9 protein-coding genes are annotated in these 18,111 nt (G+C 68.3%); 7 read left to right on the top strand and 2 right to left on the bottom strand.

Features of this window, described 5'->3' with window-relative positions; genetic code table 11:
• Nucleotides 1-75 precede the first annotated feature (75 nt).
• On the bottom strand, nucleotides 76-969 hold the full coding sequence (locus tag OG858_RS13245) for a hypothetical protein (RefSeq protein WP_328544880.1): 894 nt from the start codon (nucleotides 967-969) through the stop codon (nucleotides 76-78).
• A gap of 143 nt (nucleotides 970-1,112) precedes the next feature.
• On the opposite strand from OG858_RS13245, the gene OG858_RS13240 reads away from it, so the two are divergent.
• From OG858_RS13240 to OG858_RS13215, 6 genes are all read left to right on the top strand, one after another.
• The gene (locus OG858_RS13240) at nucleotides 1,113-2,750 is read left to right on the top strand and encodes a PD-(D/E)XK nuclease family protein (protein ID WP_328544881.1); all 1,638 of its coding nucleotides are present in this window, start codon (nucleotides 1,113-1,115) and stop codon (nucleotides 2,748-2,750) included.
• Entirely contained in the window at nucleotides 2,747-3,925 is a 1,179-nt protein-coding gene (locus OG858_RS13235) for a pPIWI_RE_Y domain-containing protein (RefSeq protein ID WP_328544882.1), read from the top strand. The genes OG858_RS13240 and OG858_RS13235 overlap by 4 nt, the downstream gene beginning before the upstream one ends.
• Nucleotides 3,918-7,355 carry a pPIWI_RE_Z domain-containing protein gene (locus tag OG858_RS13230; RefSeq protein WP_328544883.1) on the top strand — a complete coding sequence of 1,146 codons (3,438 nt, stop codon included), beginning with the start codon at nucleotides 3,918-3,920 and terminating at the stop codon, nucleotides 7,353-7,355. The genes OG858_RS13235 and OG858_RS13230 overlap by 8 nt, the downstream gene beginning before the upstream one ends.
• A 92-nt stretch (nucleotides 7,356-7,447) precedes the next feature.
• Nucleotides 7,448-10,273 (top strand): pPIWI_RE module domain-containing protein, encoded by a 2,826-nt coding sequence (locus OG858_RS13225; protein WP_328545341.1) that lies wholly within the window; start codon nucleotides 7,448-7,450, stop codon nucleotides 10,271-10,273.
• Between the two features lie 250 nt (nucleotides 10,274-10,523).
• Nucleotides 10,524-11,216: an RHS repeat-associated core domain-containing protein gene (locus OG858_RS48125; protein WP_408059390.1), complete on the top strand. Its 693-nt coding sequence runs from the start codon at nucleotides 10,524-10,526 to the stop codon at nucleotides 11,214-11,216.
• A gap of 228 nt (nucleotides 11,217-11,444) precedes the next feature.
• Nucleotides 11,445-12,014: a hypothetical protein gene (locus tag OG858_RS13215; protein WP_328544884.1), complete on the top strand. Its 570-nt coding sequence runs from the start codon at nucleotides 11,445-11,447 to the stop codon at nucleotides 12,012-12,014.
• 680 nt (nucleotides 12,015-12,694) lie between these two features.
• Here OG858_RS13215 and OG858_RS13210 read toward each other — a convergent pair.
• On the bottom strand, nucleotides 12,695-16,414 hold the full coding sequence (locus OG858_RS13210; RefSeq protein ID WP_328544885.1) for a family 78 glycoside hydrolase catalytic domain: 3,720 nt from the start codon (nucleotides 16,412-16,414) through the stop codon (nucleotides 12,695-12,697).
• A gap of 1,437 nt (nucleotides 16,415-17,851) precedes the next feature.
• Between OG858_RS13210 and OG858_RS13205 the strand changes: the two genes are divergently transcribed.
• Complete coding sequence (locus OG858_RS13205; RefSeq protein WP_086753792.1) at nucleotides 17,852-18,079, top strand: hypothetical protein; 228 nt, start codon at nucleotides 17,852-17,854, stop codon at nucleotides 18,077-18,079.
• The last annotated feature ends 32 nt before the right edge of the window (nucleotides 18,080-18,111 follow it).

The following is an 18,111-nucleotide window of genomic DNA, read 5'->3' as shown; positions in this document are numbered from 1 at the left end:
CGTCTCTGCTTCGGGGACGTCTTCGGAGGTGTGCCGGCGGGTGAGACGACCGTGGTCTCTCACCCGCCGGAGAGGTCAGTGCATGCTGCCGCTCGCGTCACGCAGGGCATCACGCAGCGGTGCTGCACCAAACAGCTTTTGTGTGTCGGTGAGTTGAGAACGGACGCGCTCCGCCGCCGCCCGCCGCTGTTGGTCGTCCTCCTGCTGGTGGACGGCCGCTTCGGCGCGGGCGGCGGCGATCACACGGGCGGGGTCGGGTTCCGGGGCCGCGGAATCACAGGCGCCCGGGATCGTGAGGGCGAACCGGCGCAGCAGCCGCCAGGCCGCGTCCGGGGCCGGATGCCCTGCTGTGGCCAGTCGCCGGATCTGCTCGGCGGTGCCGACCGCGTGGGTGAGGAAGTCGGTCCGGGGGCTGAGCGGGGTGATGATCCGTCGCTCCACGGGCCAGGTGGACAGAGCGAGAAGCCCGCGGGCGGGGACGAGGCGGTCGTGGGTCAGGGCCGCGCAGATGTAGTACGGGCGGGCATAACCCTGTGCCGTGAAGGAGCGTTCCTCGTCCCGGCGCAGCGACGCGAGTTTGGCGGCGACGAGCGGCTCGGTGAAGAACGCCTCGTACGCGGACGAGATGAGTTTCGGGGACGCGGGAGCGCCCAGCAGAGTGAGCGCTTGGTGCACCTGTTCGCGGACCGGGATGGAGCCGTGCGCAGGGCGCTCCTGGCGGCGTGGTTCGCCTGTCGTCGTGGGTGGCGTCCGTGTCTCGGCCGCCGGCGCGAGTGCCTCGGTGTCCGGCCCGGCTTCGGCATCCGGCCCGGCCTCTGCATCGAGAGCCTGCTCCCACGCGGCCTCCGCCTCGCGCAGAGCGCGACGGATGCGCGTGGTTTCGGCCTTGTCCCGGGCGCGTACGGCGCCGCGCAACTCGGTGCGCAGATGGGACAGGCGCTGCTCGAGCTCCTCCAGTGATGCCGCCATGAGGGGCACCTTAGCGCACGAGCCAATCTATGCCAAGGAGTTCCAAGGAGTTCCAATATTCCATGCTACGGTCGAAGACATCGACGCCCCAGGCCACGCCGAGGGGTGGCGTCTGGGCGACGTCTGTCTCGAAGGGGGAGGTAATGGGCCACGACATGGCATGGCGCAGGCCGCACTGGCTCACGGGGGACGACAGTCTTCTGCGGGTCGGACCCGGTACCGGCGGAGACGAGGAGCACACCTGCCCCTCGCACGCCGCCGCAAAGGCCCGACCGGGGCTGTGGCCGGCCCAGCGCCTGCGGCTGCCGAAGCCGGAGCTCGAAACCTTCACCCTCGGGCCGGTCATGGACGCCGTCGACCGGGTTGAGTTCCACGAGGAGACACTCGACCAGGCCCTGGAGGGGCTGCGCTCCAGGACGCCCGCCCTCCACCCCGGACATCTCACCTATGCCGAGCACGCCCTGCGGTCGTACATACAGGCGTTGGCTGCGGAAAGCGACAAGAAGCTGCGCCCTGTCCGTGCCTACTGGGTGGCGCAGCGCGAGAACGGCAAGTTCTGGGAGCTGTACGCCTGGTGGCGGCGGTACGAGTCCGCCGACGGACGGCTGCGCGAGTACCGGCGGCTGCGGCACGGCCAGGCCAAGGGATCCGAGCCCGGCGAGATCGCCATCGCCGTGTACGTGGCGGTCCACGGGCGACCGGCGGCCTGGCCCCTCAAGTGGTCGCGGGCCTTCCAGCCGCTCGGCCCCTTCGCCCGGCCCGAGCGCGTTCGCGTCGTCGAGGTCGGGCTGGCCGACGGTCGGCCCCGGGTGCAGTTCGACGGTACCGCCGAGGACGCCGAGGCGTACTACGCCGAGCACGGGCACTCGCACGTCGCCCGTGTCGTGGCGGGTGGGGCGCCGACGCCCGGCTCCTCCTGCGTGGACTGCAAGCAGTTCACGGCCTGCCCGGCCGTGCCGCGCAGGCCCGGGGTCCTTGGAGTGCCGTCGCGCGTCGCACCGCTGCGGAAGGTGTCCGTCAGCGACCTCCGCTACCACGCGGCCTGCCCCGCACAGGCGTTCCTGCGTGCGTTACACCTGCCCAGGTCCGACGAGTACGGCAGCGCCGCCAAACTCGGCCAGGCGGTGCACGGCTGGATCGAGAAGTTGCACCGGCGTGAAGGGTGGCCGCCCTGCGCCGTCGCGGACATGCCTACCGAAGGCGAGAACTGGACGGAGGGGCGGTGGCGGGTCTCTGACGAGGACGCCGCGACCGGCCGGGACATGTTGCTCCACCACGTCGACGCCTGCCCCTTCCAGGACCGGGGACTTGTCCAGCGGGTCGAGCCGGAGGCCCTGCGGGTTGTCCACGACACCGCCGCACAGGCCGTGGTCGTCGCCAAGCCCGACCTGCTCTACCAGGAGGACGGCTCCTGGGTGTGGCGAGAACTCAAGACGACGAGGAAGCGGCGACGGAACCAGGCGGATCTCCTGGAGACGTATCCCCAACTCGCCCTGGCCGTCACGCTGCTGGCACAGGGTGCGCTGGGCGGTGACCCGGGCGGATCGCGCGTCGAGGTGGAGATCCTCCGGCCGGACGGCTCCGATCCCCATGTCATCGATTCGACCGACCCCGAGCAGCAGGCCAAGGCGCGGTCCGTGCTGCGGCGGTACAGCGCTCCCTGGCGAGATGACGAGGCGTGGGACGCCTGGCCCGGACCGCATTGTCAGTCCTGTCCGGTATCCCAGTGGTGTCCGAGTGCCGGGCCAGGCCCGGCCGTTGCTGGAGAGGAAGAGGCATGACGACGACGGACCTGCTGCCCGCGATTCCCGAAGGCGCCGGGACCACCGACGAGACGCTGTTGCGCCTGGTCGCCAGCGCCCTCGCCTGCCTGTCCCGACTGCGGACCGTGCCCAACTCGGTCTACCCGGCCAAGGTGCAGAACGCCTACAACCGCCTCGTGCTGCACTGCCTGCGGCGGAGTGAGGAACCGCCCGGCAGTGTGCCGGAAATGGTTCGGTGGGCATGCGAACGGCCGCTTGAGGAATGGCCGTTGACCCTGCCCGACGAGGGTCGCTCGGGTAGGGCTCTGCTGGTCGATCCCGAGACCAGACTGCCGCACCAGTTGTGCCTGGAGTGGGAGGTGAGCGCGGCCGATCCCGCCGCCGAACTGTTCGAGAACGAACGGATCCTGGAAGCCCTCGCGATCTGCCGCGCAGCCAAGTCACCCGGCACCTACACCGCCTTCCGCGCACTTCTCACCACTAGGCCCGTGCTCACCGGTGCCGAACTGGCGCTGCTCGGCGGCGATCCGGAATGCGGGATGCTGCTGCACAGCGTCATCAAGCGCTGCTACGAACCTGCTCCCGCGTCCTATCTGCGTGAGGGTGCGTATCGGCAGTGCGCGCGCTGCCACTGCCTCATGGTGCCGCTGCTCGTCGGCGGACACCGCTGCGAACTGGACCGTTGCCGCCGTGACGGGGCAGGGGGCGATGGCACTCCACTGCGCCCCTACAAGGGGGGAGTCTTCCAACTCAGCCGTCCCCTCCGCATGTTCGTCACCAGCCCCGGACTCGCCGAGACGGATCTGGAAGCAGCACTGAAGAAGAAGTTCGGGATCACGGCCGAGATGTGGCCGAACTACGACGCATACGACCTTCGCGTCCCTCTGCCCGGGCGGCGGCACTGGGCCGTGGATGTGAAGGACCGCGTCAACCCCGCACTCCTGGCGCGCACGACCACTCCCTTCCGGGGTGACCCGCCGTACGAGCGTGCCTTCCTCGTCGTACCTCGGTACCGATTCCGCGAGAACGAGGCGTACGGGCGGCAGTTCCGCCGCAACTTGCCCGACGACATGGCCGGGCGGGTCACTCTCCTGGACGACCAGGCGTTTCTGCGGCTGGTGGGCCGCGAACTCCCCGCCCCGAGCCGACAGGAGCCAGAACCCCCGCGTACCGAAGGAGGCCGCCATGCGTGACCGCAGTGGATGGCACCGACGCTGCTCGCCGAAGGAGCTCACCGAGGTATGGCCGGCGAACCTCGGCAGTTTCCGTCCCGGCGACCTCCTCGACATCGAACTGGGCCTGTACCTGCTTCAGAACGTGACGCCGACCCGTACTGCCGCCGACGTGTGGCCGCTGCTGGGCGGCTACCCGTACAGCGAAGCCTTCGGCGACGTGCGCACAGACGAACAGCGCCTGCGTGTCCTGAGGGCCCGCCACTACCTGTGGGACCTGCGTCGGCGCCATGCCTGGCGCGAGGCACTGGCCGACTATCTGACAGTTCCTCAGCAGCTGCGGGGATACGACCTCGACGGACTCGATGACGTACCGCGTCGCCGCGAGCCCGCACGCGCCGCGCGCCGCTTCGAGATCTTCGAAAATTTGCTCAGCACCGCGCCCGACTTCTCGACGCGCTCCGTTCCCTTCGCCGAGGCGGGTGAGTACACCTTCCGCGTACAGGACCGCACCCACTCCGTGGTGTTCGAGGAGGAACTGCTGTCGGACACCCTGCCCCGAGCACACGCTCTCGACGCGCCGCCCGCAGGACGGGGAGAGCCGGTAGACGTCACGTGGGCGGAACTCGAAAAGGCCGCCGACACGATGGACACCACAGAGGCGGCGGCACCGCATGGTCCCCGCAATGACTGGGCCGGGCGGCTTCGGCGCGTCAAACTGCTCGTGCGCGACGAGGAAGCCGAGAGCTTCACGGAGAAGGGGCGGCTGACGGTCGACCGGCTGCTGCACCTGGTGGGCATGGTCGGCGCCGGCAAGTCCACGATCCGCGACATCCTGACGTACCACGTCGTGACCCAGACACCCCGTCGCGTCACCATTGTCGTCGGCGACGTGGCGGAAACCCTTGCTGTCGTCGAGCAGTTCGACCGACTGGGCGTGCGGGCCGCGCCGATCCTCGGGCACTCCACGCGCGAGCGCAACATCAGCCGGCTGCACCGCCGCACCGCCACGGCCGGTGCGGCCACCATGCTGGGGCACGACCATGCGGGCTTCGCCTATCTGAGCAGTGCATGCCCGGTCGACGTTCTGCGCGGCCTGGAGGCGCGCCGACCCCTCGGCATCCGTGAGGCGCCGTGCCTGACCCTGTTCACCGTGCCCGAGGTCGAGCCTGCTGACGGCGATCCGCTGCTCGACGACGAGAGCCCGGCGGTGCGTGACTCCCGCCGCCCGAAGCCGCAGCGGCGGCTGTGCCCGCTGTGGAACCGCTGTCCCCGACATCGCGGGGCCCGCGACCTGGTCGACGCCCAGGTGTGGGTCGCCACGCCGGCCGGCCTGGTGCACAGCTCCGTGCCGCAGCACCAGCACGACGACCAGCTGAGGTATCTCGAGCTCGCCTGCCGGATGAGCGATCTCATCATCGTGGACGAGGCGGACCGGGTGCAGATGCAACTCGACACGGCCTTCGCGCCCGCCAGCACCCTCGTGGGCAAAGCCCCGAACTCCTGGTTCGACGAGGTCGCGGTGCACAAGTTCCAGCAGATGGCCCGTGACGGAAGGCTCCAGCTGTCCGCCCGTGACGTCGACGACTGGACCAACGCCGTCAACACGGTCAGCGCCGCCACCGACCGCCTCTACTCGCTACTCGTCAAGGACGACGGCCTCAGGCGCTGGATCAGCACGGACTACTTCAGCGCCTTCACCCTGCACAGTCTGCTCCTCGACAGCTGGTTTCCCGGCCGGAATGAGGGTGAGCGCCCTCCTGCGGCGGCCCGGAGCCTGGACGTCGCACTCGGACGGTTCAGGGACGATCCGTTGCACGAGCAGCAGAGCGGTACGGGAGACGATGAGGTGACTCCCCTGGTCAACACCTTCGTCCACCTCACCCTGGAGCTCCTGCACGCGCCTCAGGGAGCCCGAACCCGCGAACGGCTCCGCGAGGCCCTCACCGACGTCGTCTCGGACGACTGCGGCGTACTCGCCGATATCGACCTCCAGGCCCGGCGCTTCGAGTTCACGCTGATCCTGTCCGCTCTGCACAGCCGCCTCGACTTCATGACCACGCTGTGGCCGCGCGTCGAAGCCGCACTCAACCTGGAGAGCGCCTCCAACGTGCTCTCCAGGAGGCCTCCGAAGGACTATGAGGCGGTCATCCCCGAGTCGCCCATGGGCAATGTCCTCGGCTTCCAGTTCCGCCACGACGACCGCGAGCGAGATGGCGACCGCAGTGGCGAACTCCGCTTCTTCCACTGCAACGGCGTCGGCCGTGAGCTGCTCATGCGGCTGGGCGACCTGTGCGCCGTGGACGGCCGCCCCGGACCGCACGTCCTCCTGATGTCCGCCACGAGCTGGGCAGGCACCTCCAGCAGGTACCACGTGCACACCGACGTGGGGGCCGTACTGCGACCCCGCGACGAGGAGGTCGAGGCTGTGCTGGGCAGCGAGTTCCGCAAGGAGTTCCTGTACTGGCCCGGAGGCGACCAGCCGAAACCGTTGCGCTTGTCCGGCTGCGACCCTGAGGAGCGGCCGCAGGTCCTGCTGCACATGCTGCACCAGCTGGCTGTGCCCGACCGCAGCCTGCCCGACTCGGTGAGCATGCTGGACGCCGAACTGGACGAGATCGACGATCCGGAGCGACGCCGCATCCTCCTCCTCGTCGGTAGCTACGACGAGGCACGCAGGGCGGCCGAATACCTCAACCAGATCCCCGAGTGGAACGGACGTGTCACCCAGCTCGTGTCCGACGACGCGGACGCGGACACCGCCTGGACGCGGCTGCCGGAGGACAATGCCGCGCGCACCCTGCCGCGCGGGGACGTCAAGTCGTTTCCCTCCGTCGGCGGCGACCTCCTCGTCGCCCCGCTCCTCGCGGTGGAGCGCGGGCACAACATCGTGCTGCGTGGGGGCAAGGCCGCCATCGGCACCGTGTACTTCCTGGCCCGCCCCCACCCGCGCCCCGACGACATCTCGCTCGCCATCCAGTCCATCAACGACTGGGCCGTACGCCAACTCCGCGACATCGACGGCACGTTCTGGCAAGGCGCGCTCGCCGAGGCCACACCCGACCGAGCCGCCGTCGCCTTCCGCAGCCGTGCCCGCCGTCAATGGAACCGTTACCTGACCCGCAAACTCGCCTGGTCGAGCCTGCGGGACGACGAGAAGGTGGCGTTCACCTGGGACCAACTCGTCGTCATGTGGCAGGTCATCGGTCGACTCGTACGCGGCGGCGTGCCGGCCAGGGTGGTCTTCGTCGACGCGGCGTTCTCGCCGCGCGAAGCCGGGTTCCAGGCCATGGATACGCCCGACACGAGTCTTCTGGCGAGTATGCGCGAAGTCCTCGCCCCCTACTTCGCCGCAGACGGCGCGGCCGATCCCGAGCCTCCCCCGATCGACAAGTCGCTGGTCCGCGAGCTGTACGAACCGCTCTACCGCGCCCTTGCGGACATGGGCTGACGGCGCGTCGGCACATTCGAGACCACACGACCTCTTCGCCTCCAAGGAGAACCAGCACCGTGGAATACCAGTGCCTCCGGGCCGCCGCCTACATGCCTGACCCGGCTCGGGGACCGTTCACGGTCCCGATGCACACGCTCGCCCTCCCCGAGCACTGGGAGGAACCCGTCCTGCGCCTGCACCGCGACGGGTTGGACGAGCGGCAGGCCGAGCGACGCCGGCGAGTGCCGACGAAGCGCATCAACCAGCTGCTGCGCGCCACCGCCCCGGACATCGTCACGGTCGACTCAACGGCCCGGTTCGGCTCGGCGAACCCCTGGTTGTACTGCACGGGTCCGTACCCGATCGCGGTGACCAATCTCTACGTCGCCACCTGGCTCAAGAGCCTCCAGAGGAACCCGGACGACCCCGAGACGACGGGGCTGCTGATGGACTGCTTCCGGGATCTGGACACGTCCGCCCTCAGTTGGCAGCAGGGCATGGTTGATCTGCTCGAACTACGGGATACCCCACGCCAGACCGCGGTCCCCTCAGCCCACGTGTACCGGCTCCTTCCCGACGTCCTCGCAGCCAGGATCACCTGCCTGGCGCCGTACGAGCACAACGGGAAGCAACTCACCTTCCGCCAAGTGGCGGGTCTCGGCGGCTCCCGCGGAGCGGGCAGCGGCGGCGCCGAGCTGATGTCCGAGCTCATCGAGTACGTGCCCAAGCGTCGCGGAGGAGGCGACGGAAAGCCGGCGTACTACGCCGCGACCATCCGGGTCACCGTACGTACCGTGCCGTTCTCGCCCGTTCCGCGGGTCCACCTGAGTGCCGGTGTCCGTCGATTCGTGAGCGGCAAGGTGTTCATTCCTTATGGCAAGGGCGTGTCGGCCTACCTGCTGCCGGACGCCTCACTTGTGCTCGACGGCCCTGCCCCGCAGCGCTTCGCGGTCGCCATGCTGGACTGGAGGAACGGCACGACCGAGTGGCGACAGGGCGGACCGGAGGGAATGCTCACCCAGATCACCGCTCTTGACGCGCTGCCCTCTCCGGACCGGCTGGTCAAGGAGGCCGACCACTGGATCCACGGCCGGGACGGCATCCGGATCGCCGTCGGGCATCACGCGGTCATGGGTAAGCACACCATCGGCACGGGCCTGATGCCCAGCGAACGACGGAGGCTCATCGAGTGGGCGGAACAGGCGATCGCCCCGGAGTTCGTGCCCATTCCGGCACTCACGCGCAGCTCGTACGCTCGACCGCCAAAGAAGCAGTTGAAGAAGTTGCCGCCCATTCCCAAGAAGGAGCAGACGCCCGAGGATCTCGCCGCGATTCTTGACCAGCGAGAACTCTTCTCGGCGCACAACGCCCAGGTGCTCCGCGCCCGGCTGGCCGAGGCTTTGGAGGGTGAGGATCTCACGACGCTCGTTCTCTATCAGTCGGACATCATGCGTGATCAGATCGTCGCTGCCGCGGAGGCTGGACTGGGTCTCGCCGGGCTCCGGCGGGAGGAGGCAGCCGACACGTGGGTCTGGGAGTCGGAGGAGCTGACGGTTCGGCTGCACGCCCGGCGACTGGGCTCGCTGGGTGGCCCACTGGGTGGTGATCGCGTGCCCTGCAGGGGCAAGGAGCACGACGAGGCCATCGCGGACCGCCGGACCCAGGTGGCGGAAGCCATGAACAGCCTGCGCGCGACCGTTCCGGGCATGCGGTTGGCCATCGTGGAACTCGACGGCCAGGACGCCTTCCAACATGCCCGGCGGCGCAGCGACCCGAAGTACGCGATCCGTCTCGGCTGCGCCGACGCGAGCCTGGTGACCCAGTTCATCCGTCCCTTGGACTCCGACGCTGAAAAGCAGGAGCAGGCCATGGAGGACGCGCGGATGCGTGCTGCATCGGCCTGGTCAGACGGTATGCGCCAAACCGGTATGCGGTTGCTGCCGCAGCACACTCTCGGCGACCTCATCCCCGTTGGCCTGAACCAGGTGGCCTTCCATCTCGTGGAGCGCCGCCACGACGGGCCCACGGGCAGGCAGCAGTTCACGCCGATCGCGATTCTCATCCGACCGGGCGCGAAGTGCGTCCTCGGCAGGTCGGCGGACATGCACGGATGGGTTCCGTATCCGGAACTCCTCAAGGCGTTGACCGGACGCGTTGAGGCAAAGAGGACCAGCGCCGACCAGGCGGCGCTCATGGCGGCCTTCATCAAGCAGACGCTGTCGAGCTTGCGCAGCACCCCGACGCTCGTACTGGCACATGCCCAGGACCTGCGGAAGCGCTGGATGTGGCTGAAGAACGACGGACTGGAGCAGGATCGCCTCGGTCTCGACGGAGGGCCGACGCAGCGGATCGGACTCTACGGCAAGCAATTGCGAGTCGTCCGGGTCGCCGATGGCACCAGGGACGAAACGGCGCAGTGGTGGGCGGAGCGGGAGGAACTCAAACCTGAGCTGGAGGGCCAGCAGCGAGGGGGCTTTGCGATGGGGTTGTGGAAGCCCGGCGTACAGGGCGATCCGGGCCGCGTCTTCTACAGCACGGTCGGCAAGTCCAGTACCCAGACGAAGCTCACCAACGATGACGCGAAGCTGACGCCGCACACCAACCCGTCGGGCAACAGCGCACACCGGCCGACGGCGAACGCCTGGAACCCGGATCTTCTCGAATTCACGGTCGCCTGTCTCCAGCCAGGCGACGATGCAGAAGCCTGGGCGGCGTTCGTGCACCAGCAGCGTTTCAGCGAGGACTACCGAGAGGCCCGCGATGGCCTGGGCATGCCCCTCATCCTGCACCTCGCGCGGTTGGCGGACGACTATGCCCTGCCGCACGAGATCGATGACTCCGTAGATCCGACGCAGCCCCAGCCCGCGGCTCCGCCAGACGGGGAGCTGCGGGGGCAGCTGACCTTCGATTTCGATGACGGGGATGACGACGAGTGACGCTATAGCTTTCGGTAAGCCTGCAGACGGTCTCGTCGCGCTGAGCTATCGTCAAGGCTTGTGGATCAATGATCAGAACCAGTTGATCGTGTCCTTCAGGAGGCGGGCAAACCTCGCCCTCTTTGCCGCGTTCGCTCGTCAGGTTTGCTCGGCTTGAACGCTGGCGAGAACACGAGCAGCGGCGCGGTGACCCGCAACGTGCTCGGGCCCGAACGGCAAGCTGGCGGCGACCACCAAGACCGGCGGTACCTTGCTCCAACTGGCCAACCTGCACGGTGACATCGCCCTGCAGCTGCCGGCCGACACGGCGGTCGCCCCGACGGTTCTGGACGCCGACGAGTTCGGCAATGCCCGGCCCGGCCAGCAGGCAACCCGATGCAACTGGCTCGGCGCGCATCAGTGCTCGTCGGAGACCGTCACCGGGCTGTCGCTCGTGGGCGCCCGCCTGTACGACCCGGCCACCGGCCGTTTCCTGTCTGCCGACCCCGTCCAGGGCGGCAGCGCGAACGCGTGCGATTCCCCCAATGCCGATCCGGTCAACCAGTTCGACCTGGACGGTCGCTCGGCGAAGAAGAAACGTGTGGAGGCCAGGGCATGCTGGAGCCTGGGGTACAGCGGGTGTGTCTTCGCGTCGTACCTGTCGGGCATCCCGCTGTGGAACATCGGCACCAGCAAGTCACGCAACAATGCCGTCCGTCACTGCATTTGGCAGGCAGCGCTGACCTTCTTTCTTCGGTGCGGCTGCCGCCAAGCGGCTGGGCGACGCCCACGAGTACGGAGACCGCAGCCCCGAGTCCCGCAAGGACCAGTACAAACAACCGGCAGGCACGCGCCTTCGTCGGCAGCAGCTGGAACCGCAGGCAGATGGTCTACTACAACAGCTACGGCCGCCCTGCACACCGTCGGGAACTGGCTCTACAACCGGGGATTCCTGGCGAGGTGATCCCATGGCGGTCATGTGACCCTTGCGTCCCCTGACCCGCTGACCTGGCCAACGGGTGCCGGAGCAGGCCCCTTCGGGAGCGTGTTCCGGCACTCGCGCACCACCTCCGGCGTCCGCCGCCTCCCCAGCATCGTCCGGCCCGAGCTAGTCTCGATTTCCCTCCGGACCGGCTGCCCCACCCCCACACCAGCCCTTCGAGCCGCACCCACGCCCCTCCTGGAGACCCTCATGCCGCTGCCGCTGCGTTCGCCGATGTGTCCAGCCCGTTCGACCGCACTGCTGCTGGCCACCGCCCTCATGGCCGTCGGCCTGACCGGCTGCTCCTCTCCGTCCCCGTTCAACACCTGCGAGGGGACCAAGGCACGGGTGAAGGAACTGAGCGAGCAACCCATATTGATCTCCGTCCCTCCCGGTGCGACCGTCCCGAAGGACTTCGCCTCGGTGGACGCGGAATGCCTCGACGACAGCGGTGATGCCTGGTTGTACGCCGAGCGCACCTACGCCTTCCCCGGTTCCCGGCAGAAGGTCGTCGACTTCTACCGCACCACCGCCGAGGCGGGCGGCTGGCACGTGCAGTCCGACCCCACGGACCCGGACGTCGCCGACACGGAAGCCGGACTGTGCTTCACCAAGGGCGGGGACGGCGACGCTCTGACGCTGACCGTGCAGTTCACGACCGCCCGCCAACTGGAGATCGAGTACGACTACGACGCCGGGCCGGAGTTCGACTCGGGCTCCGGATTCCACATCGAGGTCGGCTCCGAGACGGACGGGGCGAAGACCGGGTGCTTCGACTGAGGTTTCCCGGGAGTCGGGGTGTAGGAGTGGGCCGCGTTCCTGCGGGCCGGCCGGGCGCGTCTTCGGTCTGGACCATGTCGAAGGCTCCAGTCACAGCAACCTCACCATGTATCCGAACCCAGGCGAGGGTACGGAGAAGTGGCGCACGCTCGGCTACGGTGACGTGCGCGGCCCTCATCTCGGCCGCTCGGCCGGCCTTGTAGAAGGGGGCCTGGTAGCCCTCCGGGGGAGGGGCGCGCTCCAGGTCCTCCAGGTGGGCGAGTAGAACGAGGTAGTTCTGCTTGGTCTGGCCGTGGCTGTACGTGTTGAAGTCGGCGGTGATCTTGCGGCCGTTGACGTTGAAGTAGGTCGCCGACTCGTCCGAGGCGGCCTCGTTGCGTTGAGGGTCCATGCCCGACCAGCCCAGGGCGTATCCGGCGCCGGTGCTGAGCTGTTCCAGGAACGCCCGCTGGGTACGGCCGTTGCCCTCGCAGCACGGATGGAGGACGTTCAGGTCGCCGTACGGCCCGACCAGTTGGATGACGAATTCCTGTCCGGTCACCACGATCCTCTCGGCGCTGAATCGGTCCGAGCCGGTGGCGGCCACGCTTCCCTCTCCCGCCGGCCGGACAGCAGGACCCTGGCATGACACCGGGGCGCCCCGGAGAACCCGAGGCGCCCCAGTCAGGGAAGGCCGGTGCTCAGCAGATGCCGGTCAGTTTGGTGTTGGTGTACGGAGTGCTGTCGGAGGTCGTGGTGACGACGTGGCAGCCCGGCTCGACGTCGTCGACGCGCATGAAGCCGTTGTCGTAGGTGGCGGAGACGCTGTCGCCGTTCATGAAGACGCTGGTCGTGCTCGCCGTTCCGCCGGGCAGGTACACCGAGGCGGTCGTGTTGGCCGGGACGCTCACGCCGATGTCGACGCGTCCGCCGCTGGTGGTGTCGTACGCGGCGCCGATGGTGCCGTGTGCGGTGGGAACCGTGACGTTGGCCCAGGTGACCGAGGTCGGCTGGGGCTTGACCTGGAAGGTTCGGTAGCCGGGGGTGTTGGGCTGGATACCGAACATGCTCTGGGGGATGGTGAAGGCGGGAGAGGCCGCCCACGGGTGGGAGTAGGTGGTGTTGGACTTCAGCGACAGGTCCCAGGCCTCCATGGTGGCGCCCGCCCCGTCGTTGATCATGTTCATCCAGCTGCGGGTTCCGGTCGACGTCAGCATGGTGTGGGCGAGGTCGGGCCGGTTGCCCTCGTACAGGGACTGGATGACGAACGGGGCGCAGTACACGCTGCACGCCATGCCGCGGGTGCCCAGGTAGGAGGCCACCTGCGAGGCCTGCGAGGAGTCGGCTATGCCGAGCGCGGTGGCGAAGGCGCTGGCCTGGACGGCGTAGTGGTCGATCACCGTGCCGTCGTTCTTCAGCCCGTCGCGGTAGGCACCCTTGGTGGAGTCCCACATCCGCTCGTTGACCGCGTCCTTGATGGCGTCGGCCTTGGCCGTGTAGGTGGCGGCGTCCGAGCTCTTGCCCAGCGCGGTGGCGATGTCGGCCATGTCCTCGTAGGAGCGGTAGGCGATGGCGTTGATGACGGTGTTGTAGGAGGTGAAGACGTAGCCGTCGCGCTCGGAGGTGGGCCAGTCGACGATGTCGCAGTCGTTGCAGCTGCTGGCACCCGAGCTACCGGTCGTCTTGTGGATCAGACCGGTCGAGGACTCGAACCACTCGTCCGGCAGCTTGCCCTGCAGCGCGGTGTACGCGGCTGACAGGGGGGCGGTGTTGCCGGTCGTCTCGTAGCTGTCGTGCATGGCCAGGATGACGTACATGGGCCACTCGGTGGGCCAGGTGCGGTTGGACTTCAGGAAGTTCAGCGAGTAGTCGCCCAGTGTCGCGTCGCCGCCGGTGTAGAGGTGACCCATGAGCTGGAGGTAGGTGTCGGCCTCGTAGATGTCGCGCTCGCGCTCCCACGAGTCGACGTACAGGTTCAGGTTGGTCGCCTCGATGGTGTTGCGGGACAGCGCCCAGACCTTGTTGAGCGAGGTGTCGGAGGAGTCGAAGACGCCTGCCGACTCGTCGAACGGGTAGACGTACGCCTCGGCCTTGAAGTCGGCCTCGGTCAGCCCGGTGGGGGCGCCGATGACCTGGACGTACCGGAAGACGCGCGGGCCCCAGGTTTCCAGTTGCTGGCTACCGGACTTCAGGACCCACTTGTCCTGGTAGGTGTTGCCGCCCGACGTCTGGTACTTGACCGTGTTGGTGCCGGAGGTGACCTCGCCGTAGCGGATGTCAACCACCTGCCCGGAGGTGCCGGTCAGGTTCAGGGACAGACCACCGATCCAGGTGCGGCCGTAGTCGATGAAGTAGTTGCCGGAGGAGTACTCGGTGACCGAGACGGGTGTCTTGAACGTCTGCCGGACCTTCGCGGTCGGCGTCGGCTGGAGGTCGGTGAAGGCGCTCTTGGTGACCGCCGAGGGCCAGGCGGAGGCGTCGAAGCCGGCCGTGGCGAAGCCGAACGGGTAGCGGCGGGCGTCGAAGTTCTCCTTGGGCGCTGTGTAGTACCCGGTGCCGATGGAGCCGACGTTCGGCAGGACGCTGGTGCCGTCGAGGGCCTTCCAGTTGGAGCCTGTGCCGAAGGTCTTGGTGGTGCCGTCGGTGTACCGGACCACCAGTTTGGCGAGGAAGCGCTGGCTGCTGGTGGTGTAGGCGAGCGCGCCGATGGTGTTGGTGGCGCCCGCGTTCAGCAGGGACGTGACGTCGTAGCCGTCGTAGCGGGCCTCGGATCCGACCGGGCGGGTCGGGCCGACGCCGACGAAGCTGCCGTTGACCCACAGCTTGTAGACATACTGCCGTGCCGGGGTGGTGGAGGCGCCCGTGGCGTACAGGTGGGCCCAGGCGACGCTCTTGCCGGCGGCCAGCTTGGTGGCGCCGCGGAGGAAGGTCCAGCTCGGAACCGTCAGCAGTCCGGTGCCGCAGTTCTTGCTCGTGCCGACGGACAGGGCGCCACCGGTGATGGCGCCGCAGGTGAAGTCGGCGTTCGAGGCGTCGCTGAAGTCGTTGCCGTACAGGGACCGGTTGTTGGGGTCGGTGACGGTGATGTCGTCGAAGGTGGCCTGCTCGGTGCTGCCGGTGCGGAAGCCGATGCCGCCGGCGGAGAAGGTGGTGTCGGTGGTGGTGTCGACCTGGGTCCAGGTGCTGTCGGAGTGCGCCTTCAGGGAGGTGGTGAAGGTCGAGCCGGAGGCGACGATCTTGAAGTCGTAGGTGGAGCCGGTGGTGAGGGCGAAGGGGAGGGCCTGGGCGGTCTTGAGGGCGGTGAAGGTGCCGTTCTTCTGGACCTGGGGGGCGATGGTGTTCTCGCCGTTGCCCTTGAACTGCCACAGGTAGTAGTTGCTGGTGTTCTGTGCGCGGAAGGTGACGCCGGCGTATTTGGCGTTGATGACGAAGCTGCCCTGGAACGTGTAGTTCGTCCAGGCGGTCGGGAACCCGGTGCCGCAGTTCTTCGCCTTGTCGACGAACAGCGCGTTGCTCAGGATGGTGCCGCAGGTGAAGTCGGCGTTGTCGGAGTCGTTGAAGTCGTTGCTGTAGAGGGACTGGTCACCGCTGTCGGTCACGGTGATGTCGTCGAAGGTGGCCTGCTCGGTCAGTCCCGTGCGGAAGCCGATGCCGCCCGAGTTGAACGTGGTGTCGGTGGTGGTGTCGACCTGGGTCCAGGTGCTGTCGGAGTGCGCCTTCAGGGAGGTGGTGAAGGTCGAGCCGGAGGCGACGATCTTGAAGTCGTAGGTGGAGCCGGTGGTGAGGGCGAAGGGGAGGGCCTGGGCGGTCTTGAGGGCGGTGAAGGTGCCGTTCTTCTGGACCTGGGGGGCGATGGTGTTCTCGCCGTTGCCCTTGAACTGCCACAGGTAGTAGTTGCTGGTGTTCTGTGCGCGGAAGGTGACACTGGCGTATTTGGCGTTGATGACGAAGCTGCCCCGGAACGTGTAGTCGGTCCACGCGGTCGGGGCGCCGCTCCAGACCGGGGTGGCCCCGGACCAGGTGGTGCCCGGCCCCGTGCCGAAGGAGGCGGCTGCCGACCAGGGGGAGGCCGCGCCCGAGGAGTCCCACGTGCGGATGCGCCAGTAGTAGCGGGAGGAGGCGGTCAGGTCCGGGCCGTCGTAGGAGACGTTGCTGTTGGCGGTGGAGGTGACCTGGCCCGAGTCCCATATGTCAGGGGTTCCGGTCAGGGCCGAGGAGGTCGTGGCGACCTGGATCCGGTAGGCGGTCTGCCGCTCGCCGCCGACCTGCCAGCCGAGCAGTGGGGTGGAGCCGGGGGCCACGTCGACGGGCGTGGTCAGGCTGTTCGCGGTCAGGGCTGTGGGAGCGTCCTGAGCGGCGCTCGCCAGGGGCAGCTGTCCGGTCAGGCCACCGACGAGGGCGAACCAGGCGGTGAGCACCACCAGCAGGAGAGTACGGGGAGTTCTGGCTCTGCTGGCTCTTCGGTGTCTTCTGGCTATGGGGAAGAGGGGAGCGACAGGGGGCACGGGCGCGTCCTTGATACGTTTCAATGAGCAGGGAGGGTTTCCTGCCGGTGGGTGGAGTGGAGTGGCTGACATCCTGTGGGGCATATGCGGGACTGTCAACGTCTCCGTTGCATTGCAGAAACGAATTAGTGAGGGAAAGTTTTGCGTGAGGCCGTGGGGCCGTGGGGCCGTGGGGCCGTGAGGTTGTGGAGGCCGTGAGGCCGTGGGGCCGTGAGGTTGTGGAGGCGCGGAGGGCGGCAGGCCCGTCTTGGTGGCCGTGTGCCGGGCTCCGCGGAGTCGGTGGGCCGCTCCGTGGAGTGAGGAAGGGGTCGTCTGTGCGCTGTGGCGTGTGCCCGAGGCCTGGGCCCCGTGGCGATACCGCCTGACGACCACACCTCGGCGCTCTCTCAGACACCGGTCGGTGATGGAAGGGTCACGGGCCGACTGGTCCGGGTCCAGCTCGGTATCCAGCCCTCGAACAGGGCAGGTGACGGTGACGCTATCCCCTCCAGGTCACCGGTTGGACAGAGGGAACGGTCATGCCGGGTCCGTAGGCGGGCGGCCCTCTCGCAGGACCGCGAAGAAGAGGGGGAGATGGTGGGGGCAGCCGCAGGCTGACGCCGCACGGGGCGCGGACCTCGCCCCGCAGTGGTTGCCGGGGTGCGTCGGACCGCTCGTTCGCCGCCGTCAACGGGAATCGGAACGGGGCGCTGATGGGTTGTGGCGAAGAGTTTCGTCGCAGATGGAAAGGAGGTGCAGGGAATCCGAACTCCTTGCTGTCGTATGTCTTTTGGTGTGTCGCGTGGGGGCGTGTCTGATCTCGAACCCACTCATGTGTGAAACGTTTTATGCTTTGTCTTCGGTCGTCTCAGCGCACCGGCGTTTCCACAGCCTCTGCGACCCGACCCGACCCGACCCGGCGTGGCGGAGAGTCTCGGACCCTGCTGCGGGACTGCGGGACTGCGGGACTGCGGGACTGCGGGACTGCGGGACTGCGGGACTGCGGGACTGCGTGGGTGCCGGTGCCGGTGCCGGTGCCGATGTCGATACCGAGGACATGGATGCTGCCGAGCGTGCCCCGTGGGCTGCTGACTCGGAGGTCTCGGCGGGCATGCCCACCGAGACCCGGCAGACGATCACGGCACGCGGGTCGGTGCCCAGGGCATAGCCCGGGGGATGTCTCCGGCCTCTTCCAAGGCTGAGGGCGCTCGGGACGCCGCACCACCCACCTCACCGCCTGCTCGATCGCGGAGCCGCGGAAAGGCCATGTCCCCGCGCCCGACCTGCATGACAACTCACATGACGGCCAAGGGACTTGGTGGGAACGAGGCCGTCATGTGTCATGCTGTGGCCGTTTTCGATGGGGAGGGCGAAATGACCGAGAAGCCGCTGACGCACAAGCAAGCACTGGCGACGGTGATCCAGGCGCTGGGCGGCACCTGGGACACGGAACGCGCCGTACTGGCCCTGCGGGTCGCCGGATACGAGCCGACAAGCGACGAAGCCGCCGGCAAGGAGGCCCGTCACAACCTGCGTGAGCTGGCCAAGGACGGCCTGATCGTGAGACCGGACCCGGACCAGGCTGTTTATCGCCCGGTGTAGAAGCGTCCACGCGTGCCGGCCGCCCCGCACGG

This window comes from Streptomyces europaeiscabiei, assembly GCF_036346855.1.
GTDB classification, from domain to species: domain Bacteria; phylum Actinomycetota; class Actinomycetes; order Streptomycetales; family Streptomycetaceae; genus Streptomyces; species Streptomyces europaeiscabiei.
This window is presented reverse-complemented; position numbering and strand designations above follow the sequence as displayed.

What these genes read in the sequence shown, in the direction of transcription:
- OG858_RS13245 (WP_328544880.1), bottom strand. Translation starts at nt 969, where the DNA reads ATGGCGGCATCACTGGAGGAGCTCGAGCAGCGCCTGTCCCATCTGCGC.
- OG858_RS13240 (WP_328544881.1), top strand. Translation starts at nt 1,113, where the DNA reads ATGGGCCACGACATGGCATGGCGCAGGCCGCACTGGCTCACGGGGGAC.
- OG858_RS13235 (WP_328544882.1), top strand. Translation starts at nt 2,747, where the DNA reads ATGACGACGACGGACCTGCTGCCCGCGATTCCCGAAGGCGCCGGGACC.
- OG858_RS13230 (WP_328544883.1), top strand. Translation starts at nt 3,918, where the DNA reads ATGCGTGACCGCAGTGGATGGCACCGACGCTGCTCGCCGAAGGAGCTC.
- OG858_RS13225 (WP_328545341.1), top strand. Translation starts at nt 7,448, where the DNA reads ATGCCTGACCCGGCTCGGGGACCGTTCACGGTCCCGATGCACACGCTC.
- OG858_RS13215 (WP_328544884.1), top strand. Translation starts at nt 11,445, where the DNA reads ATGCCGCTGCCGCTGCGTTCGCCGATGTGTCCAGCCCGTTCGACCGCA.
- OG858_RS13205 (WP_086753792.1), top strand. Translation starts at nt 17,852, where the DNA reads ATGACCGAGAAGCCGCTGACGCACAAGCAAGCACTGGCGACGGTGATC.